Genomic DNA, 26,232 nt, shown 5'->3' on the forward strand with positions numbered 1-26,232 from the left:
CTACTCCATGTTATTCTATATTTTGTACTTGTTCTCTAATCTTTTCCAACTCACTCTTTAACATAACAACCTTATCTAAGATGTCAATTTTGTCTGATTTAGATCCGATGGTATTTACTTCACGATTCATCTCCTGAATAATGAAATCTAACTTTCTGCCAATCGGTTCCGTTTTTTCCAAAGTTTCCAGTAATTGTGCTATATGACTCTTAAAACGAATGATTTCTTCTGTGATAGAACTTTTGTCTGCCAAAATTGCAGCCTCTTGTATGATTCTTTGTTCATCAATATTTTGACTCATTTTTTGTAACAAGGCAGTCATCTTCTCCATCAACTTTTCTTGATATTCTTCTTCCAAAGTATCTGCGAAACTTTCAATACAAAGAATATTATCTGAAAGAATCTTGCATCTGTCGAAAATATCTTTCGATAATGCTTGCCCTTCTTTTCTTCTCATTTCAACCATTTCTGATACAGCTTGACGAGTAGCAGTATTTAATAATTCCAAAATTTCCTGTTCATCAAATTCATTTTCAGCAACTGCAATCACATCAGGAAATTTCAACAAATCCATTGTTCTGATTCCTCCACTGAGAGAAAATTGATTTTCTGCTTCCTGTGCAATCGCAACATACTCTTGTGCCAATCTTCTGTTCAGTGTCAGCTTCTTATCGACACCATCTTTTAATGTCAAAGTAACGAATACATCCAACTTACCACGCTGAATTTCCTGCTTTATCATATCCTTTACTTTTTCTTCCAACCTCATAAGTTGTCTGGGCATTCTTACATAGATATCTAAATATCGATTGTTAATTGACTTCATCTCTATTGTGATAGAACATAGTGTATTTTCTGCATTTGCTCTACCATACCCTGTCATACTAAACATCGTACTCTTCTCCTCAAACTATTATTTTATCTCATATACAATCATAATGAATCCTATTCCATTATATATTAGAATGGAATTACATACAATATCATAAAGAAGGTTTCTTATACTGTTATATCATGCATTTTATCATTGATTATTAAAGTATATTACAGAATGCAATCTATCCAATACACTACAAAAACAACTCATTCCCTCAAAACAATCATGCTTCCCTTCTGTACGTTTTGTTTTTCAGATAAATCAGTCATCAAAAGATATGATATTATTATACTGAAATCATACTTTTCCAACTGTCTTTCCATCAAATTTTGAGGTAAATATGAAACGGAAGTAACTTCTTATCAAAAAACTAATTTATAATTTTTAAAAACAAACAAAGAATATCCTTATCTAAAAATTATTTCTTACAAATTTCCACAACATAAATCAGTCCTTCACAAAAAAGCAACATTAAAACTCTCTGAAAAATCGTACAAACAACTTAAGTAACATACCATTCATACTAAATACTATTGTAAAATGTAGAAATAGTGTATGATTATGAAAAAGATAATAAGATATACCGGAACTTGAAAAAAGTAAATTTTTTATGATAACTTTAACCAGTGGTTAAGTATAAGAATAAATGCTGTTTTTTACGATAAAAATAGTATCTTAAAAATGATATACTGTAACCGGATGTATTATAAAAAGCAGTTGGTATCAGATATTGATAATTGTAATAAAATATCTTTGAATACTGACCAATAATAAACTTATGTAAAAGGAGAAAACACAATGGATTTACTCAAATATATACGTCAAAACAATGACCTGAATGCCTTGCTCATGCGTGAGTGTGATATTTATTTTTATGACAAAATTCAACAGGTAGCATTCTCAAACAATCTTGAAATCTACTCCATACCATGCAAAGCATTCGCTCAAGACGGAAGTGGCGGTGAATTTGTTTTTCTTGAAGATGACAGCATAGGGTTTATCAGTAGTGAAGGTGATGTTGGAAGAGTTGCAGAAACCTTGGAGGAGTTACTGATATTCTTACTCCATGCAGGATGTATTTCTGATTTTAATTGTAAGTATCTTTATAAAAATCACGCTTTACTAAAATCTTTTTGCGCAGGATATTTATCAAAAACGAGAGAGAATTATATTGCTAAAAATGAGGATTGGGACAAAACACGCAGCAAAATTGCAGAAACTCTGTCACTTCCTTTTCATCCTGACAAATTGGACGAATTTGCAATGAAGTTTTATCAATCTGCAACAAGGGAACCGATATTTTCCTGTAAATATATTGATGGTGAAAATGAATATGTCTGTGATTCTGTACTTTCTGATATTGTGGGATTATGGATAACAGAACTTACCGGTATGAAAAGGGAAGAGATTGAATCCTATCAATAAAGAAAAAATATGATAAACAAACTGAAGTTTTAGGAGAAAACACCTATGTCAAAATATATGATTCGTGATGTGCAGGAGAAGGATATAAAGGCTATAGTCGATATTTATAATTCTAACTACCAATTTTTATTCCATCATTTAGGTGTAAAATCAGTAGATGAAACATTTATGATACAAGAACTCTCGACTATGAGAAAACTCGGTTTTCGTCCTTCTGTAATCGTAAATCAGCAAAATTCAAAGATACAAGGAATATTGGACTATAAATTAGAACAAGAGGTGTATCTTTCACTGATTATGCTAGCAAAAAATTTACAGGGAAACGGTACAGGTAGCATTCTATATTCCTACTTTGAATCAAAAATGATACAAGATAAAAGGGATTCTATACGAATTGATGTCGTGAACGATTACCAAAAAAATTTGGTTTCTTTTTGGAAAAAACATGGATTTGAGGAAGCAGAAGAGATAGTCCTGAGCTGGGGAAATAAAAAAAGCAAGGCGGTTGTTATGAAAAAATATTTGAGATAAACAAATCTTGTTTTTTAGAACCGAAATAATACAATATATCAATCTGTTTATAACTAAATGACAGGGAGCTTCTGTATAGCATTATCCAAAAGATCAATATACTTCCAGTATGTTGCCGGAAGATTACTGATATTGCTAAAATCATCTTTATCAAAATGATAAACAAGATGTCTCATGATTTGATTTTGAATAAAACATAAGTCCTTTAGTTCAGCAAGACTTACGCTGTCCAATTTATTGATATAGTTGTATAACTCAGAAAAAGACTTTTCATCAAATATATTTTCTTCATGCATAAAATAAAGAAAACTTTGATTTGTTGCATTTTTATTATCCTCTATTATATTGCCTGTACCTACTTTTGACATATTATCTCCCTCACAAATGTCAATTTTTATCTCTAAAATTCAACGGTGTCATACCATTCCTTCTTCATATCAAAAAACTCTTAACTTGACTTTTTTCATTTTGAACAAACAAATCGGAAAATAGTTTTCTCTAAAAGAAGTATGTTAAATACCATACTCTATTTTCTTATTGCTTACGACTAACTGAAATGTCGTTATTTCAATATATCTAACACAACATCTATTGATATTACCAACAATCATATATTGTTGATTTAAACTATGTGAAAAAAAGAGAGATACTCCCTCTTTTTTTGATTACAACAGCATTTTATTCTTTGAACCATTCAACAAATTTCAATAGAATATCTTTACACTACTATTCTATCCATTATTTTAAATTATAAATTTGATACCACTGAAAATTATGATATCCAATTTATCTTGTAGTTATTTTTTTTGAATATATTTAATTGAAAATATTGACAACAGTGTAAAAATTCCCGTCAATACAATAGTTCCACCCGGTTTCATCGCAAATTGATAAGCAAGAATCAATCCTACAACATGAAAGATGGTGGCAAAACAAATAGAGAATATCACCGTTTGTTTATAACTTTTAGCAAATTCCATTGCACAAGCACCTGGAATTACCATCATGGAAGAAACAATCAAAGCTCCTACAATTCTCGCTGAAATAGAAATCGTTAATCCTGTTAAAATAGTAAATAAGAAAGTGACAAAACGAACGGGAACTCCCGACAAAATTGCGCTTTCCTCATCAAATGCAATATGCAATAATTCTTTATATAACAATAAAAAACAACAAAATACAACAATGCTTACACCAATGACAAAATATAACTCAAAGTCACTGATAGAAACAATGCTCCCAAATAAAAAACTGTTAAAATTAGCAGAATTTTTTACATATCCTGATAGAATTGCTGCCAATCCTACTCCGCCTGACATAATAATTGCAATAGACATCTCGGAATACTTAGGAATCTTTTTTCGGATAAATTCAATCCCTAATGCCCCAATAACCGCTGTTGCAATTGCACCCAAAACAGGGTTGAAGTTCAATATCAACCCTGTTGCTACTCCTGCTAATGAAGCATGTGAAAGTGCATCTCCTATCATAGACAATCTTCTTAGAATCACGACAATTCCTACACATGGAATGATAACAGAAAGCATAATTCCTACAATAAAGGCTTTTTGCATAAATGCATATTGAAACATTTCCATGTTACCATTCCCCTTTTCTTTCTACTGCTCGTTTATCCTCTAATAAAAATATACGATTCGAAACATTCTTCAAAACAGACACATCATGGCTAATCACAACGATTGTAATCTTATGATGACAGTTGATATGATGGAGCAAATGCATCAACTGTTCGGTAGATTTTCTATCAATTCCCGTTGTCGGTTCGTCAAGCAACAAAATATTCGGATTGTTCACCAACGCCTTTGCTATCATTACTCTCTGTTGTTGTCCGCCGGACATTTTGTAAATCAAACGATTTGCATACTCTTCCATCTCTACCATTCTTAATGCATTATGAACCATTTGATAATGATGCTTTTTCGGTCTTTTTAAGAAACCTATATCCCGAAAGAGATTTAGCATAACAATCTCTTCTGCCGTTGCCGGAAATCCTGAGTTTTTACCTGAAGCTCTTTGTGGAACATAGCCTATTCCTTTTTGCACATCATATTTACCGACTTTTTTCCCATTCATCATGACGCTTCCATGCCATGGTTCCAACTGACCTAAGATCAGCTTAATCAAAGTGCTTTTACCGGCACCATTTTCTCCCATGATACCGATTAAATCTCCTTCATATATTTTCATATCCAGGTTTTCCAACACGGTATCTTTTTCATAACCAAATGTGACATTATCTAAAGAAATAATTTCGTTCACTCGTATACACCTTTCCTATTGCAATGCTTTCACAATGGAATTCAGATTTTGCTCCATAATAGAAATATAATCATTTCCTTCTTTCAATTGCTCTTCTGTAAGACCTTCAATAGGATTTAATACATCTGTTGTAGCCCCTGTTTCTTTTGCAATAGATTCTGCCACTTTAGGACTTACCAATTCTTCAAAGAAGATAACTTTTACATTGTTTTCTTTTACAAATTCTACTATCTCAGCCATTCTTTTTGGATTTGGTTCAGAATCAGGAGATAATCCTTCAATTCCTACTTGTGTTAATCCATATTCTTTGCATAAATACCCAAACGCTTCATGTGAAACTACAATATTTTTATTTGGAAGTTTTGCAATTTCCGTTTCATACTTTTTATCTAACTCATCAAATTTTTCACTATACATTTTGAAATTAGCTTCATAATATTCGGCATTTGCTGCATCTGACTTAACCAAAGCATTTTTGATGTTTTCCATTTCTTTCTTTGCATTTTTAATACTTGTCCAAACATGAGGATCTAAACTATGTTCATGTTCATGTGCCTCTTCACCCTCATGCTCATGTGCTTCTTCACCTTCATGCTCATGTGCTTCTTCACCTTCATGTTCATGTGCCTCTTCTCCTTCGTCATCATGGTGATGATGTCCTTCCATCAAATCAATTCCTTCAGATGCTTCTACCAACACGATATCCTTATTGCTCAATGATTTTGTTACATCCTCTACCCAGTGTTCCATACCTGCACCATTATAAATAAGCATATCAGCTTTTTCTAAATTTGCAATATCTTCTGTGCTTGGTTCCCAGTCATGAGGTTCCATACCGGAAGGAACTAAATTGATTACATCCACCTTATCTCCGGCAATTTTACTTGTAAAATCATACATTGGGTAAAAACTGGTATAAACTTGTAATTTTTTTTCCTCTGTATTGTTTGATTCTGATTTCTCTGTTGTTCCACAAGCAGAAAAAACAGATAATCCCATAGTTGTAATCAAAGCAACTGTTAGTGCTTTACTCCAAAATCTTTTCATTTCACTACTCCTTTATGATAACTATATTTTACAATGAGCAAAAATAGGAATAATTCCTATTTTCGTTATTTATTCTATTCCTATTCAATGTTTTTGTCAATTAAAATAGCTCCAATTAACCAATATTATGTATCACTAATAAGTTTATAGTTTCTCATTATAAAAATATTTTTTAATCTTATGTAGGTAGAAAATTATTTATCTTTCAACTGGATACAATCTTTCTAAAGTCTTAAAAAGTGGAAGTTTCATTTAGAACGAATGAAAACTACCACTTTTTTGGGATTCTTTTTTATTTTCATTAAAATAAAGTATATCTTTGTTGTAACATCTATTTTATATATGATATAATGAGAGAAAGGAGGTAAAGAAGATGACATTAGTTTCAAGTCTTACCAGCACTTACTACATCCTTTTAATATCCTTTATTATAAGTGGAATTATTTTAATACCACTAGCAATTGCTTATATGCTGTTTATAACTCCGTATTTGTTTTATGCAGGAGTACAAATGAGTAAAGGTGTTATCAAAAGAAATCATTTCGATAATTATTCTTTGAGAAAATCATTTTTTGAAGCCTGCAAATTTTATAAATGTATACTAACTCATAAGCCATACCAATTCTAAGAGCCTTTCAGCAGGCTCTTTTTTTATTCCTCCGAAAAAACTTTAGAAATTGTATTTTACAATTAAAAGAGTATTTTGTTCTTGTATATACTTTACACTTTCCAAAAAGTTAAAATACAACATACCAAAAAAAATTACCAAGTTTCATATTTTGAATTACAAACATTAAAAATGAGCTCTCCATCTAATATAAAAAAACTGATGATGACGAGAATCGCTTTTGCATGCCAGATTTTATAAAAGCGTGATATTGTTTATCTTACTCAATAGCGTTCATTTCTTTTTCAGAATATCTAAAATAGACATTTGCTCTCCTAAAAGTACATTTAATGTTATTGATGAGGTAAACATACTCTGTGTTCCTTTGTAATACAGGATGACAATGTTTAAAAAAGCTCTAATCGATATCCAATTATCCGCAGAAATAATTTTACTAAAATTTTCAAAAATGAAACCTTATAAAAAACCTTTATAAATTCCATATCCGATAGCAAAAATGCTTATCATTTCTGATATAGTTGACTGGCTGTCTTTGCACTTAAATCTGCTATTTAAAATATATTTCCAAACACATTAATCTCTATGCAATGCAATTTCGGACTTGATATCATAGAATGCAGTAATAAAATCAATTGTATTTTAAGTAAAAAACTAAAAGAAAAGTCTTCTTCAAATTTTTTCAGAGCATCTATATTTTTTACGCTTCATCATCTTCGCCATTAAAATATCTAATTCCGGAACACATCATATCTACTACCTCATAACGAGATTTGAACCAAATCCTTGACTTTTCTCCAAAAGGAATGTCATCATCTGCACAGATTTCAAGGTATTCTTTCTCTAACGAAAGAAAATCCACATCTGTTGCATTATGGTCTGACGTTACTTGATTCACTTTTTCTATAAAATCATCTACTCTATTCATAATCTTTCCTCCGATAAGTTGCATAATGTTATATACTTCCCACGCTTCTACAATAGTCAGTCTCATTATTTATTTTAATATTTTTGATAAAAGACCCACAGAAATCAACAAAAAATACATATGGACTACAAACTGAAACAAACAGACATGAATTAAGTGGCTGGATCACCTCCGATCACGCAAAGAATAGTTAAGCAGTCTACAAATATTTTTTTCATTTTAGAATCATCCTCGCATACACGAGTAATACCAGAAATATATTGTTGGGTTGAATTTCGTATAAAATTACACTACTGCCAAACTTTGGCTATAATTTTTTATTACTTGGTTGAGACTCATCTCGTTTGCACCGCCTTCTAAATTTGGTTCTTTTAATTGTAACGGATCATCTTCCCAACCACACACATCACAAATATCAAAAGAGCCTTGTTCTTCAAACTCATATTTCCCACAAACTGGACATAAATGCTTATCCATCGTGATTTTCCTCCATTTCTTTTAATTTGTCAAAATACTAAGATCACCTCTTCATACGTGGGAAATACACTTAAAAGATTCCTAAAAACAATGCTTTGTATTTAAATTTCTCTAAAAAATTATTCAATTTTAAAGAAAGTTCAAAGATAGTCCTTGCATCCTCCAATGCTCTATGTGTCACTTCTTTATCAATCCCATAACTTTTTAATGATGTTTCCAACTTATAACTGGCTGTTTTTTTATAAACCTAATTAAATCTAGATATTCATTTCCTGTATTCTGTATTTTTATAGCTAATATTATAAAGTATTTATAAATTAGTTCGGAATGTTATCTATAGTAATATCATTGTAAATTGTATCATCATTATCTAGAAAATCTTGTCTGTTATAAAAACAAACAAGATTTTTTCTATTTTTCTGAAATTAAATGACGACTATTGTAGATATATTCCCCACCGGAGTATATCGTAGCAATTAAGGCAATATACATTATCGGTAAACCGATTACAATAATATTTAACAACAATAAAATTGTTCCTATCATTTGTGTAACTGTCTTGATTTTTCCACCCTTTGCTGCTGCAATGACCGTTCCTTGACTGGATGCAATCGCTCTTAAGATGCTGATTGCATACTCTCTTGCAACAATGACTACAACAAGAAAAGCGGGTAATCTTCCTACTTGAACCAAAAAAATCATAGCTGCTGCAACTAACACTTTGTCAGCAAGCGGATCCATAAATTTTCCAAAATCTGTGACCAAATGATATTTTCTGGCAAGATATCCATCCAAAAAATCTGTTGCAGAAGCAATACTGTATACAATGGTTGCAAATAGATAAATTTCTTTACTTCTTTCAAAATAAGCTACCACAAAAAATACAGGTACCAATAATAATCTCAAAACAGTCAGTTTGTTTGGTGTATTCATGATACTGCCCTCCCAATTAAATCATATTCCATGAAATCATCTATTTCTACGGATACAAATGCTCCTATTTCTAACTTTCTTTCTGTGTGAACATAAACTACTCCGTCTATTTCCACCATGTCTCTTTTACTTCTTCCTACATATACTCCTTGCTCTACTTCTTCTTCAATCAATACTTCCACTTTTTGATTTAAGAACGATTGATTCTTTTCAAAAGAAACCCCTTGTTGAATATTCATAATTTCAGCACGACGATTTTCTTTTTCTTGCTCTTCAATCTGATCTTTCATTTTTGATGCGGGCGTTCCCTCTTCTTGTGAAAAGGCGAATACTCCCAACCTATCAAATTTAACTTCTTGCACAAATTGTTTTAATTCTTCAAACTCTTCTTTCGTTTCTCCCGGAAATCCTGTAATTAGAGTCGTTCTTAGAACTGCATTCGGTATCTGTGTTCGAATCTGATTCACTTTATCGTACAATTCCTGTTTGGAGGTGTGACGATTCATTCTTTTCAGTACAGTATCAGAACAGTGCTGAATCGGCATATCAAAATAAGGAATGATTTTTTTGGAATTCTTTACTGCTGAAATGAATTCATCATCAATGTCTTCCGGATACGAATACAATACACGAATCCAATGCAAGCCTTTCACATTATCCAGCTCTTTTAACAATCCACCCAAAGATTTTTTTCCATACAAATCTATCCCATATTTTGTAGTGTCTTGCGCAATCACAATCAATTCTTTCACTCCGGATTCCGCCAACTTTGTGGCTTCTTCTACGATATCTTCTTTTTTTCGGCTACGATACTTCCCTCTCAATTTAGGAATGATACAGTAGGTACAAAGATTATCACAACCTTCTGCTATTTTAAGATATGCATAATACTCTTCTGTCAGTTGTGTTCTTTCCATATCTTCAGATAGATTCAAATTGATATCTTCCAATAAACTGTCCCGTTTCCCAAACTCTGTCATTTTAATTGCACTCATAATTTGAGGAAAGCTTGTTGTTCCTAAAATAAAATCAATTTCCGGAATTTCTTCCATCAACTCTTTAGAATATCTTTGTGCCAAACATCCGGTCACAATCAATTTTTTTAGATTTCCTATCTGTTTATACTGTGCCAATGACAAAATTTCCTGTATGGATTCTTCTTTTGCACTGTCAATAAATCCACATGTATTAACAATTCCAATCTCTGCATCTTCAACATCTAATGTCTGAGTTAGCCCTTCCGTCTCCATAATTCCAAGCATATTCTCAGAGTCTACCCAATTTTTTGCACAACCCATTGTTGTTATAAATACTCTATTCCAATTCGTTTCCATCATTATTTCCTCTCAACGTACTATTTCCATCAACCAATACATTTCTCGGTCTCACTCCGTCACTTGCAGCTACAATCCCTTGTTCTTCCATATAGTCCATAATTCGAGATGCCCTGTTATACCCTATTCTGAATTTTCTCTGAATCAAAGAAGTGGATACTTTTCCGTTTTCAATGGCAAACTTCACAATATCCTGATACAAGTCATCTATTTCCTCTTCTTGCAGTTGTTGTTGCATCTTTTCTTGAATTTGTAAAGCTACATCTTCTTTCTCTTCCTGTTCTTCTTCTTTCGATGGAGAATTTTGTTCTTTGATAAAAGATACAATATTTATCACTTCTTGCTCTGAAATAAATGCTCCTTGTACTCTAAGAGGTTTACTCATTCCAATTGGATAATAGAGCATATCTCCTTTTCCTAACAACTTTTCCGCACCGCCAATATCCAGTATCGTACGGGAATCTGTTTGAGAAGATACTGCAAAGGCGATTCGCGAAGGAATATTAGCTTTAATCAAACCGGTAATAACATCTACTGAAGGCCTTTGCGTTGCAATCACTAAATGAATTCCACAAGCTCTTGCCATTTGTGCCAATCGACAGATAGAATCCTCCACTTCTTTTGGACTTACTAACATCAAATCTGCCAACTCATCTACAATAATGACAATACTCGGCATTTTTTCTTCGGGATTTTTTTTATTATATCCATCAATATCTTTTACCAGATTTTCTGCAAATGTTTTATACCGGCGATTCATCTCATCGACCGCCCAACTCAAAGCATAGGGCGCTTTTTTCATATCGGTAACAACAGGCATCATAAGATGAGGAATTCCATTGTAAACAGACAGTTCGACCATCTTAGGATCAATCATAATAAACTTCACTTCATCAGGTGTTGCACGATAGAGAATACTACATATCAAAGTGTTAATACATACACTTTTTCCGGAACCTGTTGAACCTGCTACCAATAGATGTGGCATTTTTACTAAATTAGAAATTCTTGTTTTTCCTGCTACATCTTTTCCAAGCACAAAAGAAACTTTAGACGATTCATTTCTGAAAATCTCATCTGTTACTACACTTTTAAAACCTACCATTTCTGTTTCTTCATTAGAAACTTCAATTCCTACCAAAGATTTTCCGGGAATCGGTGCTTCAATCCGGATGGATTGAGCAGCTAAGGCAAGTGACAAATCGTCTGATAAACTTAATATCTTAGAAACTTTTGTTCCAGGTTTCGGTTGTAACTCAAACCTTGTAATAGTCGGCCCGGATGAAACATTCACTACATTTGCCTCTACAGAAAAAATTTTTAAAGTATCTTCTACCAATTTCGCTTTGTTCTGAATGTCAGAATTTTTTCGTTGTAATTTTGTATACGTTTCCAACAACCAGTACGGCGGAAGAATATACTCTTTTTGGAGCTTCGTCTGTCGTTCTTCCTTTAGAATTGGTGTTACTTCACTTTCTTCCTTCAGTGTTGCCAATTCATCATTATCTTGAACACTCACAGGATAATCAAAACGATCTTTTCGATAAACAATCTCTTCCAAATTATTGTATTTAAACTGAGAAGATGCATCATCACCAAAATCTGTCTTATCCAGAACATAAGGCTCTTCTTGATAGAGGGATTCCTCCTCTTTTTCTAATGGATTGTTGATTGAAAAGTCTTCGTTATCATTTTTACCAAAAAATACTTTAAACAAATTTTCCCGCTTTTCCTGCTCCATATAACTTTCCTTTGTTAGCGGTTTCAATTGATAGTCTTCATACGAGCTATAATCAAAGTCTTTTTCAAAATTCCCATAATCCAAAAATGCACTGTGTTCCTCATCATCTTCTTCATCAGGCAAATCTTCAAAAATTAAATTGTTAATTTTTTCTTTTATCATATCAACAAATGTACGACATCCTTTTACCGCACCACCAGTTTCTTCAATCATTTGCAATGGGCCAAATCCAAAATAAAACCATATAATAAACAAAGTTATCGCGAAAATAAAAAATGTAGTTCCCCATACTCCTAAAAATCTATGGAATAGATATACAAACGAATAAGGAATAACTCCTACTCCTAAATTGTCTGCTGAATCCATAAATACTCTACCTACATTACTCCAACGATATTCTCCTTTTGGAAGGATAGAACTGTTAATTTTAGCATAGAACAAACTCAAATCCAACAACAGTAAAGGAAACAGTCCATTTGGAATGTCTTGAAATGTAAATCGATTGTGATATAACAATTTAATCGCACCCAAAATAATCATTCCAATTGAAATAAGAAGTGCAATCTTCCCGAAAATTCCAAGCAATAAGAAGCGAATTCCTTTCCCTACAATCCCCATAGAAGCTGTATTTAAGGATAGAGAAATAAAAATTCCCACAAAAACCATAATGATTGCACTTAAAGTTTCATTTTTTCCTTGTTTCTTTATATTATTTTTACGTTGAGAAGGAACCGGAGGTGTTTGTGGTTCCTTTCTTCTTTTCTTTCTCACATTTGGTTTTTTTTCTGTCACACTTTTTCTTCTCGCCAAAGTATACACTCCAAACTTATTAAATATCCTTATTTTACAAAAATAGCTATTCCATCAACTACTATTATTTTTTACTCTTGAAAAAATACTTTCAATGCCAATATTAAGTATTCCGTATCACTAGAACCCATCAACTCTCGACTTGAGTGCATTGATAACATTGGATTTCCGATATCTACAGATTCAATTGCTAATTCACGTGCAGAAATCGGGCCAATTGTAGAACCTCCTGCCTGATCGGAACGATTCACAAACTGTTGGCAAGGTACTCCCGCTTTTTGGCATAATTGCATAAACACAGAGGTGGAATAACTTGTACTGCTATATTTTTTGTTGAAACTAATCTTAATTACAGGTCCTTCATTCAACTTAGGATGATTGGTAACATCTGTTTTTTCAGGTATATTAGGATGAATAGCATGTGCCATATCGCAAGAAATCATAAATGATCTTTGTATCATCGCATAGTATTCGTCACCTGTTATACCAATCGATTGTGCAATTCTTTCCAAAACTGTAGATAACAATACAGAACCTGCACCCAAACGAGAACCGCTTCCTACTTCTTCATTGTCAAAACCAACTACAAGATTTACCGCATTTTTAGCTTCAGTTTCCATCAACGCAATAAAATTTGTATAGAACATAGATAAATTATCTAATCTTCCTGAGCTAATCATTTCTTTTGAAAAACCTACAAATGATGCTTTTTCAACAGGATAAAAATAACATTCATAAGACAAAATATCTTCTTTCTTGCAGTTGATTTTTTCAGATAATCGGTTCAAAAAATAATCTTCTTCCAATTTTTTTCCGGACAATCCGATGATTGGCAACATATCCTTTTGCTTGTTTAATTCGAATCCTTGATTTACTGTTCTATTTTGATGAATTGCTAAATTCGGAATGATTGCAACCGGTTCTTCAAAATCTACCAATACTTCCTTTGTTTCAAAGACAGAATCTCCTTTCAAATCTACTCTTCCAGCAACAGAAAGAGGTCTATCTAACCACGTGTTCAAAATAGGGCCTCCGTACGTTTCCGTATTTAGCTTTTGATAATTTTTGAACTGAATATCAGCATTCGGTTTAATCAAAAAAGTCGGTGAATCTGTATGAGAACCTAAGATACGAAAATGATCTGCTTTTTCTCCTATTTCAAATCCAATCAATGTAGTTCCCAAATCGACATAATATTTTCCCCCACGATTTAAAGTCCATGAGTCCTTGACATCCAAACCTTCATAACCGCTCTTTTCTAATCTTTTTTTCATAGATTCCACAACATGATAAGGAGAGACTCCTTCATCCAAAAACGTCATCAAATCCTTATTATACTTGTTATTGTGTTTCAAAATAATTCCTCCATATCTCCTATTCTCGTACTATAATTTGATTTTTATCGTTAATCGAGTCTGTTTTTAATCTTGTAGTCTTCCAATAAAATTACCTTTTCTTTCCATTAGTATCTTCATCTGTTTCTACAAATTCCACATCAATTATATCACAGTCTTTTTCATTTTTAAAATTGCAAACAGTTTCTTGATTTTCTACCAAACTTTTTTGTTCGGCATATAATTCCAACTCATCACACACATAAGTCAAAAGGAAGAGAATCACAAATATATCCTCGACATATCCTAGACCAAAAAATAAAAAGTCCCACAATAAATCAATTGGACTAATCAAATATCCTCCCATAAAAATAAGTAATAGTATAATCTTGCATTTTCTATACCACTTTACCTCATCATCTAACAAAAAATCAGGTAAATATTTTACTGTTTTCAAAAAACGTAATCCTTGTAAAAAAATACTGTAGTTATTCTTCATAAAAGTCCCTCCTACTGACGTTTTATAATCATTCTAACAGATTCTGTAACGGAAAGATATGATTTTTGGAGCCTATACCACAAATTTCCACCAAAACAATCAGTCTCTTTCTCATACATGAAATTACATTATATTTATATCCTATTCTTTTTTAATTTATGATATAATCTCTTATGATATATCATATTACCATATCAAAATAAGAAGAATCAGCTTTCGTCATTAAGATATTCAAAATTTTTACCAAAATGATACAAATTTTCGAAGAGTTGAATCTTAAAATTTTATGATATAATTTGTAGAACAGTTACTTGAGGGAGGATATTATGGACAATAGAGATGAATTATACTCTATCTTTCAAGACTATCATTCTAAAATTATCGGAATGCATCAAAAGGAGTATGCGGTCCTAATCCTCTTTGTCAAATTACAGGATGAATACCATATTGTTTTAGAAAAGCGTTCTTCTAACATTCCACAATCTGGAGAAATTTCATTTCCCGGCGGAAAAATAGAACAGTCCGATTTGGGTAGATTGAACGCTGCTCTTCGAGAAACTGAGGAAGAATTGGGAATTAACAGAGATGACATCTTTGTTCTCTCAGATTTTGATATTTTGACTCCGCCTTTTGGGAAAGTACTTTATTCTTTTCTTGCTACCACAGAGTCAATTGATTTTCAACCGAATAGAGAGGAAGTAGAGAGATTGATTTTTTTACCTATCTCTTTTTTAACGACTACCGAACCAAAATCATATAGAGGAACAATCACCATTCAAAGACCTGATGATTTTCCTTATGATAAAATTCCAAACAAAGAACAGTATTCTTTTGGAACCGGGACATATACTACCTATTTTTATGAATATGACGGTGATATTATATGGGGAATGACAGCATCTCTTTTAAAAGAACTTGCCGATACCATAAAAAAAGGATAGATACATTTTAATTTTTTAGAGAGGATGTTTATTTATTATGAAATTAGGAATCGTAGGATTACCAAATGTTGGAAAATCCACATTATTTAATGCTATTACAAATGCAGGAGCAGAGTCGGCAAACTATCCGTTCTGCACAATTGAACCGAATGTTGGAGTTGTTTCTGTTCCGGATGAAAGATTGGAAGCGTTAGCGAAAATATATGAATCTAAAAAAATTATACCCACCTATATTGAGTTTTATGATATTGCCGGTCTTGTAAAAGGTGCCAGCAAAGGAGAAGGACTTGGAAATAAATTCTTATCTCATATCAGAGAAGTAGAAGCAATCGTTCATGTCGTTCGTTGCTTTGAAGATGACAATATTGTCCATGTAGAGGGAAATATCAATCCACTAAGAGATATTGAAACCATCAATTTGGAGCTTATTTTTTCTGATATTGAATTATTGGAAAAGAGAATTCAAAAAACAGTCAAATTAGCGAAAGCAGATGCTTCCTTGAAAAAAGAAGTAGAAATTATGGAACACATCAAGTCAACATTAGAAAACTCTCTCTCTGCAAGAACTATGTCTTTCAACAATGAAGAATTATCGTTTGTAAAATCATTAAATTTGCTCAGCTACAAACCAATTATCTATATTGCAAATGTTTCTGAGGATGACTTTTCTTCCGACACATCAGAAAACCCTTATGTAAAAGAAGTAGCAGAATTTGCTAAATCTGAAAATGCAGAATGTGTATCTATCTGTGCAGGTTTGGAATATGAAATTTCGCAATTGGAAGAGGAAGAAAAAAAATTATTCTTGGAAGACCTTGGAATTGGAGAATCCGGTTTGGATAAATTGGTGAAAGCCAGCTACTCTTTACTCGGCCTTATCTCCTTCTTAACTGCAGGTCCTATGGAAACTCGTGCATGGACGATAAGAAAAGGAACAAAAGCACAACAAGCTGCCGGAAAGATTCACTCCGATATTGAACGTGGTTTCATTAGAGCAGAGACTATTTCCTTTGCAGAGTTAGTTGCATCAGGTGGAAATATGGTTGCAGCAAAAGAAAAAGGATTAGTTCGTCTAGAAGGAAAAGAATATATCATGCAAGATGGAGATATTGTATTATTCAGATTCAATGTATAATCCATCACTTGATAAAAACTGAATATCATCAAATAAAAAACATCCGCTCAATCAACTTGAAAACTTCATTTTCGATATGATTAAGTGGATGTTTTGTTTTTTAAATTTATCTTAGATGATGGAATGATAGAAACAAAAATCATTACGTAGAATATCTATATTCTTTCACTTATTCCATTTTTTAAGTTTACTTCTAAGAAACTTCACAAAAAACTATCTTTGATACTTCTTCAAAAACTGAAATACTGTATCCCAATATTTTTCTGTTTCTAACAAATATGATTGTACATGACCTGCTCCATGAACAATTAATTTTTCTTTTGTATCTCCGGTATATGTCTGATAATTCTGTTCCAACATATAGAACGGAACAAAGCTATCTTTATCTCCATGAATAAATAACATCGGTACCGTTGTATTTTGTAACATAGGTACACAAGAAGCATCCTTAAGGGAATATCCTGCTCTAATACGAGACATAGCATCTGCCATGTTTAATACAGGAAAAGTTGGCAAATGATACAGATACTTCAACTCAGATTCAAATTCTTCCCAAGCAGAGGTATATCCTGAATCTTCAATGATAGCATATACATTTGAAGGAAGGGACTCTCCTGAAACCATCATAACAGTCGCTCCACCCATAGATACTCCGTGCAAAGCAATTTTTGCATTTGGATTTTTATCTAAAATATATTCTATCCAATGTAGAATATCCTTTCGCTCCAAATAGCCCATTCCAATAAATTTTCCTTCTGAATCTCCATGTGCCCTATGATCCGGAGACAATACCTGATATCCTTGCTCTAAATAGGTGGCTGTTATGTTTTGAGGAGCTTCCTTATGTCGATGGGATTTGTAACCGTGTACCACGATTACCCACATGTCAGATTTTTCACCATGTTGTGTATATTCATCCGCTTTCAATTTTAACCCGTCATCAGACGTAATTGTGACCTCTTGTTTATGAACTGCATCATTCTTAAAAATTTTTTCTCGTCTCTCTTTATATTGCTCTTTTGATTGATTGATTTTATTCAAATCCATTTCACTCAATCCATCAGGCGGAGCAACTTTCGGCTTTTTATCTTGTCGAATAATTGCAACTTTAAGAAAATAATTCCCTACCAAGACTGTACTTCCTACACTGATTACAACAAAAATAATAATTGCTGTTAATAGTTTTCTTTTCATTGACTGTTTTTGAAACATTCTATGCTCCACCTTCCATTATTTATTTACAAACAACCTGAATTACACCAAACAGACTGTAGTAGTTGTTCATTATTATATTGCCATCTATCGTACCATATTTTTTTAAAAAAGAATATCATTCTTTATTAAATTCGTGGTATATGTCCATGATATCCTTTATTTTTCATCTTTTCTCACCAAGAAAATCATTGATACCCTGACATCTCTATATTAGAAGACTGCTTCTTTAAAATCTCATGATAATCCATCTTCATATTACTTCAATTTAACTCATAATAGACTTCTTCTATCAAACTGATTGAAACAAATTCAGTCCTGTTTTGTAATATCGTGACAATTCTAGTTCTTTTAACATCTTTCTTTATAATAATAGATGGTTCATTTTTTTCTTTCCATATTTTTTGCAATCTTAAAATCTAAATAAAAAACTTTCTCTTTTGAAGTCTATTTCATTTCAAAAAAGAAAGTTTTTTCATTCTATGATAACAGCTATCTAATTATCTTTACTCCAAAGATATAAAATTTACAGAAACGACTACTGATATCATTTTCATAGTAAATTTCTTACTTTACTCTGATAGATATTTACCTTTCAAATATTCATCCATCGCTTTTGCAGCAACTTTACCTGCACCCATTGCAGAAATTACTGTAGCTGCTCCTGTTACCGTATCTCCACCTGCATAAACTCCTTCTAAGGAAGTTAGTCCATCTTCATTTACAACAATACATTGTTTTCTATTTGTTTCCAATCCATCTGTTGTAGAAGTAATCAATGGGTTCGGTTTTGTTCCAAGTGACATGATAACAGTATCTATTTCCATCTCAAATTCAGAATTCGGAATTTCAACAGGTCTTCTTCTTCCTGATTCATCTGCTTCTCCTAATTCCATTCTAACACATCTCATTGCACGAACACATCCTGTGTCATCAGTCAAAATTTCTTTTGGATTTGTCAATGTGTCAAAGATGATTCCTTCTTCTTTTGCATGATGTACTTCCTCTACTCTGGCAGGTAATTCTTTTTCACTTCTACGGTACACGATATGAGATTCAGCTCCCAATCTCAATGCTGTTCTGGCTGCGTCCATCGCAACGTTTCCACCACCGATAACCGCCACTTTTTTTCCTCTTCGAATCGGAGTATCATAATCTTCCAAATATGCTTTCATCAAGTTCACTCTTGTTAAAAATTCATTTGCAGACAATACACCATTCGCATTTTCGCCCGGAATTCCCATAAACATAGGAAGGCCTGCTCCAGATCCGATAAATACTGCTTTGAAATTTTCTTCTTCAAATAGTTCCTCAATTGTAACTGTACGGCCTATGATAACATTCGTTTCAATTTTTACACCTAATTTTCGAATGGAATCAATTTCATATTGTACCACTTCTTTTTTAGGAAGACGAAACTCCGGAATTCCATAAGTTAATACTCCACCCGGTTCATGGAATGCTTCAAATATTGTTACATCATAACCTTTTTTTGCCAAATCTCCTGCACATGCAAGTCCTGAAGGACCTGATCCGATAACTGCTACTTTTATCCCGTTTGAAGCATCTTTTTTTGAAACATTCAAATCACGTTCTCTTGCCCAATCAGCAACAAATCTCTCTAATTTTCCAATAGAAACAGCCTCATTTTTTATTCCAACAATACAAGAACCTTCACATTGTGATTCTTGTGGACAAACTCTACCACACACTGCAGGCAAAGAGCTATTTAACGCAATAATCTGAGCTGCTGCTTCAATATCCCCATCTTTCACTTTTGAAATGAAAGAAGGAATGTTCACTCCTACAGGACAAGCTTGAACACAACGTGGATTCTTACAATTTAAACATCTTGTAGCTTCCAACATTGCCTCGTTCGTATCATATCCATAACAAACTTCCTTAAAATTGCCTGCTCTTACTTTCGGTTCTTGTTCTCTTACAGGAACTTTTACTTTTTTATCCAACATTATTTATCAACCTCCTCGCAGTCACAGCCTTCAGGTCGATGTGTATCTCCCTCTTCATACTTCAACATCTTTCTACCTTCTTCTGTCTTGAACATCGTCTGTCTTCTCATTGCTTCATCATAATTCACTAAATGACCATCAAATTCCGGACCATCCACACAAGCAAACTTCACTTCGTCGCCGACACGAACACGACATGCACCACACATTCCGGTTCCATCAACCATAATAGTATTCAAACTAACGATTGTAGGAATATTTAATTTCTTTGTTGTCATAGAAGCAAATTTCATCATAATCATAGGTCCGATAATTACTGCTTCATCATAAGATTTTCCTTGATTATTTACCAAATCTTCTAATAGAGCAGTAACCATTCCGTGAAATCCGAAAGAACCGTCATCTGTAGCGTAATACACATTTTTAGCAACTTTCTCCATCTTTTCAGTAAAGATTAACAAATCTTTTGTTTTTGCTCCAATAATAACATCCACATCCAAATTATGTTCTTTGAACCATTTTACTTGAGGATATACCGGAGCTGCTCCAACTCCACCAGCGATGAAAATAAATTTTTTGTTTTTTAATGTTTCGATATCCTCGTGAATAAAGTCGCTAGGATTTCCAAGTGGCCCTACAAAATCTTTCAATGAATCCCCTTCATTCAATGTAGATAACTTTTTACTTGACATTCCAACTACTTGGAATACAATGGCAACAGTTCCTTTCTCTCTATCATAATCAGCAATCGTAAGAGGAACTCTCTCTCCCCTTTCATCAATTTTCACGATTACAAATTGTCCCGGTTTTGCTGATTTTGCTACTCTTGGTGCTTCAATATCCATTAAATATACAAGGTTATTTAATTGTTTTTTTTGTACAATGCGATAGCTCATTTTTTCCCCCTTCAACAAATTACTGTTAATTGAATCATCCCATCTGTAATAAAACGTATCATTTATATTATACTATAAAATATTCTTAGTCAAAACTATTTTTATAACAAATGTCAACTCTTTCTTGTTTAATGCAAAATAGTTTATCATTCTTATGTTCTACTGTTTCTTTTTATGGTATACTTTAATGTGAAATTATATTTTGGAATTTTTATTCAGAAGGAACACGAATGGAGAGTAGCCCTTATCTATAAAATGCTACTTTCTACCTGAGATAAATTATTTTAATACACCATCTTTATTCTCTTTTTTCTGAATAAACATGATTCCTATTGATATCAGTAACTATTATTTTTTGGAGGAATGACAATGAATACAAAACAATTGGAAATTATGCAAAACGGAAAAGGCTTTATTGCTGCATTGGATCAAAGTGGTGGTTCTACACCAAAAGCACTGAAATTATACGGAATAAATGAAGACCAATACAGTAATGAAGATGAAATGTTCCGTTTGGTTCACGAAATGCGTAAACGTATCATCACAAGCCGTTCTTTTACAAGTGAACGAATCTTGGCAGCCATCTTATTCAAAGTTACTATGAACTCTAAAATTGATGGTTTATATACTTCTGATTTTCTTTGGGATAAAAAAGGCATTGTTCCTATTCTAAAAGTTGATAGTGGTTTAGCAGAACTAAATAACGGTGTTCAATTGATGAAACCTTTTGAATTAGATGAAATTCTTGTAAATGCAAAAGAACGTCATATTTTTGGTACTAAGATGCGTTCCGTTGTCAAAGAATATAACGAAGATGGTATCCGTGAAGTGGTAAAACAACAATTCGAATATGCAAGAGCAATCATTGCACAAGGATTTGTTCCTATCGTTGAACCTGAAGTAGACATTCATGCAGAAGAAAAATCTAAAATTGAATCTTTCCTAAAAGCAGAAATAGTAAAACAGTTAGAAACCATGAATGAAGACCAAAAATTAATGTTCAAATTCACAATCCCAACAGAACCGAACTTGTACTCTGATTTGGTGAATTTCCCTTGTGTTGTGCGAATCGTAGCTCTTTCAGGTGGATACTCAAGAGAAGATGCCAATGCTCTTTTAAGCAAAAATCAAAATATGATTGCAAGTTTCTCAAGAGCTTTAACAGAAGGTCTAAATGTAAACCAAACACAAGAAGAGTTTGATTCAATGCTTGACTCCTCTATCGATTCTATTGTAAAAGCTTCTGTATAATAATTATTTTTGATGAAACGAGTAAAAAGTGTGTTTTTAATCAAGGAATCCTCTTAGATTGGCGATTCCTTGATACACACTTTTTTTGATGTCATTATAATAAAGAAATGAAGGTGAAATACTATGAAACAATACTTTGATGATTTAATATTCTATCGACGAAAATTCCGACAAATGGCAGAAACAGGATTTTTGGAAATGAATACTACAATCGAATTGATTCGACTTATGAAGTCTTTTGGATTTCAAGTACGTTATGGAAGAGAAATTCATGGACATAGAGAAGGTATGCCTTTGAAAACAGAATTGGAACTGCACGCATCTAAATTGAATCAAAAAGACATTTCATTTGACATCTCAGACATCAAGTTAGGTTATACCGGTCTTATTGCAGATTTGGATACTGGAAAACCAGGTCCAAAAATAGCATTTCGATTTGATATTGATGCTCTTCCCATCAGAGAAACTTCAGATCAGAATCATGTTCCTAACAAATTGAATTTTCAATCTAAAAACGAAAATACCTGTCATGCTTGCGGACATGATGCACATATTGCCATGGGAATTATTCTTGCAAAATATGTTTCAGAGCATACTGATAACTTTTGTGGAAACCTTCGTATCATTTTTCAACCGGCAGAAGAAGGCGTTCATGGTGCAAAATCTATGATGGAAAAAGGTTGTGTTGATGGAGTAGACTATATGGTAGGATGTCATATTGGAATGAATGAACATAAAGATACTATTGGTGTCGGAACAAAAGACTTCCTTTCCACTAAAAAATTTAATGTCACTTATTGGGGACGCTCAGCTCATGCTGCAAACAATCCCGAACAAGGAAGAAACGCTCTTTTGGGCGGTGCCAGTCTATGTCTTACTCTCAATAGTCTGATTCAATACAGTTCTTCCAATACCAAATTAAATATCGGTAAATTTTTATCCGGTCAAAACAGAAATATCATTGCACAAGATTGTTCTCTTGAAGCAGAAGTCCGTGCAGACCACTATACCACTCTGTCTGATTTATGGAACAGAATTGTTCAAGCCGTTCAAGGCACGGCACTCTCATTCGGATTACAATATCGTATTGACGTTGTCGGAGAAGCTCCTGATTTTACAACAGAACATCCTGAATTTGAATCTTTGATCAACGAAAGTTTATTACAACAAGGTTTCAAGACCGATTTTCAACCTTCCTTTAATGGATCTGAAGACATTACCTATATGTTGAAGACTGTTGAAGACAATGGTGGGAAAAGCATCCATTTCTTAATTGGTGCAACATTGGCAGCACCACATCACAATGAAGCATTTGACTTCAATGAGGATTCTATGTTTCTAGGTTTTTCTATGTTTACTCACCTATTCCCTATTATCTATACAGATTATTCTTCCAAATAATAATTTTTTCATCTCTCATAAAAAAACAGGTTGGAAATCGCATAAGTTGTAATTTGAATAATATGTAACAACCATTGTTCACAACTAATGAAATGGCACGTTATCATTGCTGGTGAACAAAAAGAACTTACTGTAGGAGTAATATTTTAAAATCAATGATAATAGGAGATGACGAAAACTGAGAAATATTAGAAAATTTCTTCTTGTCTAAGTCTTTGTCATAGAATCAAAAAAGACATTACCAACTCATAAAAATAATGAATTCGGTAATGTCTTTTTTCATAATTTTTTATTAGAATAATCCTAATTGTATCATTATTTCGGTCTTGATGCCAAAATCAACTCTTTTAAATCTTTTTCTTGAAACAAATATCTGTTATTGCAGAAATGACAAGTAAGTTCTGCTTGTCCGTCCTCCATCAGAAGCTGTTCCAATTCATGTCTTCCCAAACTAATCAACGCTTTTTCCATTCTTTCTCTGCTACAATCACAGAAGTATCTCGTTTGTCTCTCTTCAACAATGTTCATTCCCAATTCGCCTAAAATAACTTCCATAATTTGTTCCAAACATTCCGCCTCATCCAACATATGAGAAATAGAAATGACACCACGTAGATTTCTCTCTAATATTTCAATATCTTCTTCACTGACATCAGGCATCAACTGAACGATAAATCCACCTGCAGATTTAACGCTTCCGTCTACATCCACCAAAACACCCAACGCAACAGAAGATGGTACCTGTTCAGAGTTTGCATAATATGCTGTCAAATCCTCTGCAATCTCTCCATTTGTAAGCGGATACTGTCCAATATAAGGCTCTTTCAAACCTAAGTCTCGGATAACAGATATCATCCCATTCGTTCCAACTCCGGCAGAAACATCCAACTTTCTGTCAGTCATGCGAATCGGTAAGTTTACTTCAGGATGCGAAATATATCCTTTTGCATCCCCTTGAGAATTTGATACACAAACCAACAATCCTAAAGGGCCACCTCCCTTAAACTGTAGAGTCAGTTTTGCATTTTTTTCTTTCATCATGACTCCCATCATCGTGCCGGCAGTAATGACACGTCCCAATGCTGCTGTTGCAACAGGTGTACACTGGTGAACTGTTCTAGCCTCTTCCACCATATCTTTTGAATCAATTACAATCATATTGATTGTTTTATTATCTGAAATTGCTCTTAATAATCTTCCCATTTTTGTTCCCCTTTTTTCCTCTTATTATTCTATTTTACAGCTACAAAAAATAACCGTTCTGCAAAATTCAAGTCTATTTGCTCCTTATCAAAATCTCCATATACAAAAACTTTTCGATATCCCGTCTCTTGCAGTAGTTTTCTCATTTCCTCAATAGAATACGCCTTTTGAATCTGTTTCTCTTGCATTCTTCTATATAAAGTACCTTCTTGTTCCATCAAAGTAATGGTCATTTCTACTTGTTTCTTTTCTTCATCGTATTCATTTTCCCATAGATAAATCATATCCTCAAAACTTTGACCAAAAACATTGTTACCCAATATTTCAGAAATCTTATATTCCGAAGAAATATCAAATATCAATGTCCCACCTTTTTTCAATCGTGCATTGAGGTAAAAAAATAGATTTTTGAGTTTATCCTCTTCTAAAATATAATTCAAGGTATCATTTGATGAAAAAATACAATCTATTTCATAAATTTCAAAATCCATATTCTCAATGTCTTGTTCCATAAGGATGACATTATTTCCAAAGTCTTGCAATCTTTCTTGTGCTAAAAACAGCATATCTTCAGAGGTATCTACCCCAACAACTTCATATCCTTTTTTAAGCAGACATTTCGTCATAATACCGGAACCGCACCCTAATTCCAAAATATGATGAATATCAGGAGTTTGCTCAAGAAACAAATTCTCCATAAAATCACACCACTCATTGTAATCTACTTCTTCCATCAATTCATCGTAAATTTTGGATATAACCTCGTATGCCACAAAACCTTCCCCCTTAAAACATAAAAAATAAAATCTACTTATGCAGATTTTATTTTTTACTTCCTATCTATCTTGGTCAGTCACTGCAAATACATATGGAATATTTCTGTAATAATCTCCATAGTTCAAACCATATCCGACTACAAACTTATCTTCAATCATGAATCCGGTATAATCAGGATCCACATCCACTTTTCGACGAGAAGGCTTATCTAAAAGGGAACAAGTTTTCACACTTTTCGCTCCTTTGGATTGAATATAATCTTTCACAAAAGACATTGTTGTTCCGGAATCTACGATATCATCTACAATAAGCACGTCATATCCTACCATATCTGTAGAAACGCCTGCTACTACTTGTACTTCTCCTGTTGTTTCTTCTGAATGACCATAGCTTGAAGTTGTCATAAAATCAACTTTACATGGAATTGTAATTTCACGAACCAAATCAGCAGCAAAAATAAAACTTCCTCTAAGAAGAGAAATCATCAACAAGTTTTTCTCCTTATAATCTTCAGAAATTTGTTTTCCCATTTCTTTAATTCTTGACTTGATTTCTTCTTCAGAACACAACACTTCCCAAACTTTTTTTTCAATATCCATCTGATT

Annotated in this window: 24 protein-coding genes; 6 read left to right on the forward strand and 18 right to left on the reverse strand. The window is 33.0% G+C overall.

Features of this window, described 5'->3' with window-relative positions; genetic code table 11:
* Window positions 1-10: 10 nt before the first annotated feature.
* A complete protein-coding gene (locus tag ACO5GE_RS00290) occupies window positions 11-892 on the reverse strand; it encodes a YicC/YloC family endoribonuclease (protein ID WP_484828920.1) in 882 nt (293 codons plus the stop codon).
* Between the two features lie 783 nt (window positions 893-1,675).
* Between ACO5GE_RS00290 and ACO5GE_RS00295 the strand changes: the two genes are divergently transcribed.
* Together ACO5GE_RS00295 and ACO5GE_RS00300 are read left to right on the forward strand one after the other, a co-directional pair.
* Window positions 1,676-2,302 (forward strand): hypothetical protein, encoded by a 627-nt coding sequence (locus ACO5GE_RS00295; RefSeq protein ID WP_484828921.1) that lies wholly within the window; start codon window positions 1,676-1,678, stop codon window positions 2,300-2,302.
* A gap of 45 nt (window positions 2,303-2,347) precedes the next feature.
* On the forward strand, window positions 2,348-2,833 hold the full coding sequence (locus tag ACO5GE_RS00300; RefSeq protein WP_484828922.1) for a GNAT family N-acetyltransferase: 486 nt from the start codon (window positions 2,348-2,350) through the stop codon (window positions 2,831-2,833).
* A 53-nt stretch (window positions 2,834-2,886) separates the two neighbouring features.
* Here ACO5GE_RS00300 and ACO5GE_RS00305 read toward each other — a convergent pair whose 3' ends face one another.
* The 11 genes from ACO5GE_RS00305 to ACO5GE_RS00355 form a co-directional block, all read right to left on the reverse strand.
* Complete coding sequence (locus ACO5GE_RS00305; protein ID WP_472344295.1) at window positions 2,887-3,201, reverse strand: hypothetical protein; 315 nt, start codon at window positions 3,199-3,201, stop codon at window positions 2,887-2,889.
* A 429-nt stretch (window positions 3,202-3,630) separates the two neighbouring features.
* The gene (locus tag ACO5GE_RS00310; protein WP_484828957.1) at window positions 3,631-4,425 is read right to left on the reverse strand and encodes a metal ABC transporter permease; all 795 of its coding nucleotides are present in this window, start codon (window positions 4,423-4,425) and stop codon (window positions 3,631-3,633) included.
* A gap of 7 nt (window positions 4,426-4,432) precedes the next feature.
* On the reverse strand, window positions 4,433-5,113 hold the full coding sequence (locus ACO5GE_RS00315) for a metal ABC transporter ATP-binding protein (RefSeq protein ID WP_484828923.1): 681 nt from the start codon (window positions 5,111-5,113) through the stop codon (window positions 4,433-4,435).
* A gap of 15 nt (window positions 5,114-5,128) precedes the next feature.
* Window positions 5,129-6,160 (reverse strand): metal ABC transporter substrate-binding protein, encoded by a 1,032-nt coding sequence (locus ACO5GE_RS00320; protein WP_484828924.1) that lies wholly within the window; start codon window positions 6,158-6,160, stop codon window positions 5,129-5,131.
* A gap of 1,325 nt (window positions 6,161-7,485) precedes the next feature.
* Window positions 7,486-7,713, reverse strand: coding sequence for a hypothetical protein (locus ACO5GE_RS00325; RefSeq protein ID WP_484828925.1), 228 nt, complete (start codon window positions 7,711-7,713; stop codon window positions 7,486-7,488).
* A gap of 285 nt (window positions 7,714-7,998) precedes the next feature.
* Window positions 7,999-8,190, reverse strand: coding sequence for a CPCC family cysteine-rich protein (locus ACO5GE_RS00330; RefSeq protein WP_484828926.1), 192 nt, complete (start codon window positions 8,188-8,190; stop codon window positions 7,999-8,001).
* A 411-nt stretch (window positions 8,191-8,601) separates the two neighbouring features.
* Window positions 8,602-9,123, reverse strand: a complete 522-nt coding sequence (gene pgsA / locus ACO5GE_RS00335; RefSeq protein WP_484828927.1) for a CDP-diacylglycerol--glycerol-3-phosphate 3-phosphatidyltransferase — start codon at window positions 9,121-9,123, stop codon at window positions 8,602-8,604.
* Entirely contained in the window at window positions 9,120-10,457 is a 1,338-nt protein-coding gene (rimO, locus tag ACO5GE_RS00340; RefSeq protein ID WP_484828958.1) for a 30S ribosomal protein S12 methylthiotransferase RimO, read from the reverse strand. The genes pgsA and rimO overlap by 4 nt, the downstream gene beginning before the upstream one ends.
* Window positions 10,438-13,008, reverse strand: coding sequence for a DNA translocase FtsK (locus ACO5GE_RS00345; RefSeq protein WP_484828928.1), 2,571 nt, complete (start codon window positions 13,006-13,008; stop codon window positions 10,438-10,440). The genes rimO and ACO5GE_RS00345 overlap by 20 nt, the downstream gene beginning before the upstream one ends.
* Window positions 13,009-13,079: 71 nt before the next feature.
* The gene (locus ACO5GE_RS00350; RefSeq protein WP_484828929.1) at window positions 13,080-14,363 is read right to left on the reverse strand and encodes a M18 family aminopeptidase; all 1,284 of its coding nucleotides are present in this window, start codon (window positions 14,361-14,363) and stop codon (window positions 13,080-13,082) included.
* Window positions 14,364-14,454: 91 nt separating this feature from the next.
* The gene (locus ACO5GE_RS00355) at window positions 14,455-14,841 is read right to left on the reverse strand and encodes a YkvA family protein (RefSeq protein WP_484828930.1); all 387 of its coding nucleotides are present in this window, start codon (window positions 14,839-14,841) and stop codon (window positions 14,455-14,457) included.
* A gap of 326 nt (window positions 14,842-15,167) precedes the next feature.
* On the opposite strand from ACO5GE_RS00355, the gene ACO5GE_RS00360 reads away from it, so the two are divergent.
* A complete protein-coding gene (locus ACO5GE_RS00360) occupies window positions 15,168-15,782 on the forward strand; it encodes an NUDIX hydrolase (RefSeq protein WP_484828931.1) in 615 nt (204 codons plus the stop codon).
* 37 nt (window positions 15,783-15,819) lie between these two features.
* Window positions 15,820-16,917 (forward strand): redox-regulated ATPase YchF, encoded by a 1,098-nt coding sequence (ychF, locus tag ACO5GE_RS00365; RefSeq protein WP_484828932.1) that lies wholly within the window; start codon window positions 15,820-15,822, stop codon window positions 16,915-16,917.
* A 213-nt stretch (window positions 16,918-17,130) separates the two neighbouring features.
* Here ychF and ACO5GE_RS00370 read toward each other — a convergent pair whose 3' ends face one another.
* The 3 genes from ACO5GE_RS00370 to ACO5GE_RS00380 all read right to left on the reverse strand — a co-directional run bounded on the left by ACO5GE_RS00370 (window position 17,131) and on the right by ACO5GE_RS00380 (window position 20,995).
* Window positions 17,131-18,129: an alpha/beta hydrolase gene (locus tag ACO5GE_RS00370; RefSeq protein WP_484828933.1), complete on the reverse strand. Its 999-nt coding sequence runs from the start codon at window positions 18,127-18,129 to the stop codon at window positions 17,131-17,133.
* Window positions 18,130-18,701: 572 nt separating this feature from the next.
* Window positions 18,702-20,099 (reverse strand): NADPH-dependent glutamate synthase, encoded by a 1,398-nt coding sequence (gene gltA / locus ACO5GE_RS00375; RefSeq protein WP_484828934.1) that lies wholly within the window; start codon window positions 20,097-20,099, stop codon window positions 18,702-18,704.
* Window positions 20,099-20,995 (reverse strand): sulfide/dihydroorotate dehydrogenase-like FAD/NAD-binding protein, encoded by an 897-nt coding sequence (locus ACO5GE_RS00380; protein ID WP_484828935.1) that lies wholly within the window; start codon window positions 20,993-20,995, stop codon window positions 20,099-20,101. Before ACO5GE_RS00380 ends, gltA begins: the two co-directional genes overlap by 1 nt.
* 369 nt (window positions 20,996-21,364) lie before the next feature.
* Here ACO5GE_RS00380 and ACO5GE_RS00385 point away from each other — a divergent pair, with 369 nt between their 5' ends.
* Together ACO5GE_RS00385 and ACO5GE_RS00390 are read left to right on the forward strand one after the other, a co-directional pair.
* A complete protein-coding gene (locus ACO5GE_RS00385; RefSeq protein WP_484828936.1) occupies window positions 21,365-22,246 on the forward strand; it encodes a fructose bisphosphate aldolase in 882 nt (293 codons plus the stop codon).
* Between the two features lie 123 nt (window positions 22,247-22,369).
* Entirely contained in the window at window positions 22,370-23,647 is a 1,278-nt protein-coding gene (locus ACO5GE_RS00390) for an amidohydrolase (RefSeq protein ID WP_484828937.1), read from the forward strand.
* A gap of 315 nt (window positions 23,648-23,962) precedes the next feature.
* On the opposite strand, the gene hslO is transcribed toward ACO5GE_RS00390, so the two are convergent.
* The 3 genes from hslO to hpt all read right to left on the reverse strand — a co-directional run bounded on the left by hslO (window position 23,963) and on the right by hpt (window position 26,226).
* Complete coding sequence (hslO, locus tag ACO5GE_RS00395; protein ID WP_484828938.1) at window positions 23,963-24,850, reverse strand: Hsp33 family molecular chaperone HslO; 888 nt, start codon at window positions 24,848-24,850, stop codon at window positions 23,963-23,965.
* Window positions 24,851-24,879: 29 nt separating this feature from the next.
* Window positions 24,880-25,623 carry a class I SAM-dependent DNA methyltransferase gene (locus ACO5GE_RS00400; RefSeq protein ID WP_484828939.1) on the reverse strand — a complete coding sequence of 248 codons (744 nt, stop codon included), beginning with the start codon at window positions 25,621-25,623 and terminating at the stop codon, window positions 24,880-24,882.
* Between the two features lie 63 nt (window positions 25,624-25,686).
* Window positions 25,687-26,226: a hypoxanthine phosphoribosyltransferase gene (gene hpt / locus ACO5GE_RS00405; protein ID WP_484828940.1), complete on the reverse strand. Its 540-nt coding sequence runs from the start codon at window positions 26,224-26,226 to the stop codon at window positions 25,687-25,689.
* Window positions 26,227-26,232: the final 6 nt, after the last annotated feature.

Source organism: Filifactor sp., from assembly GCF_057248345.1.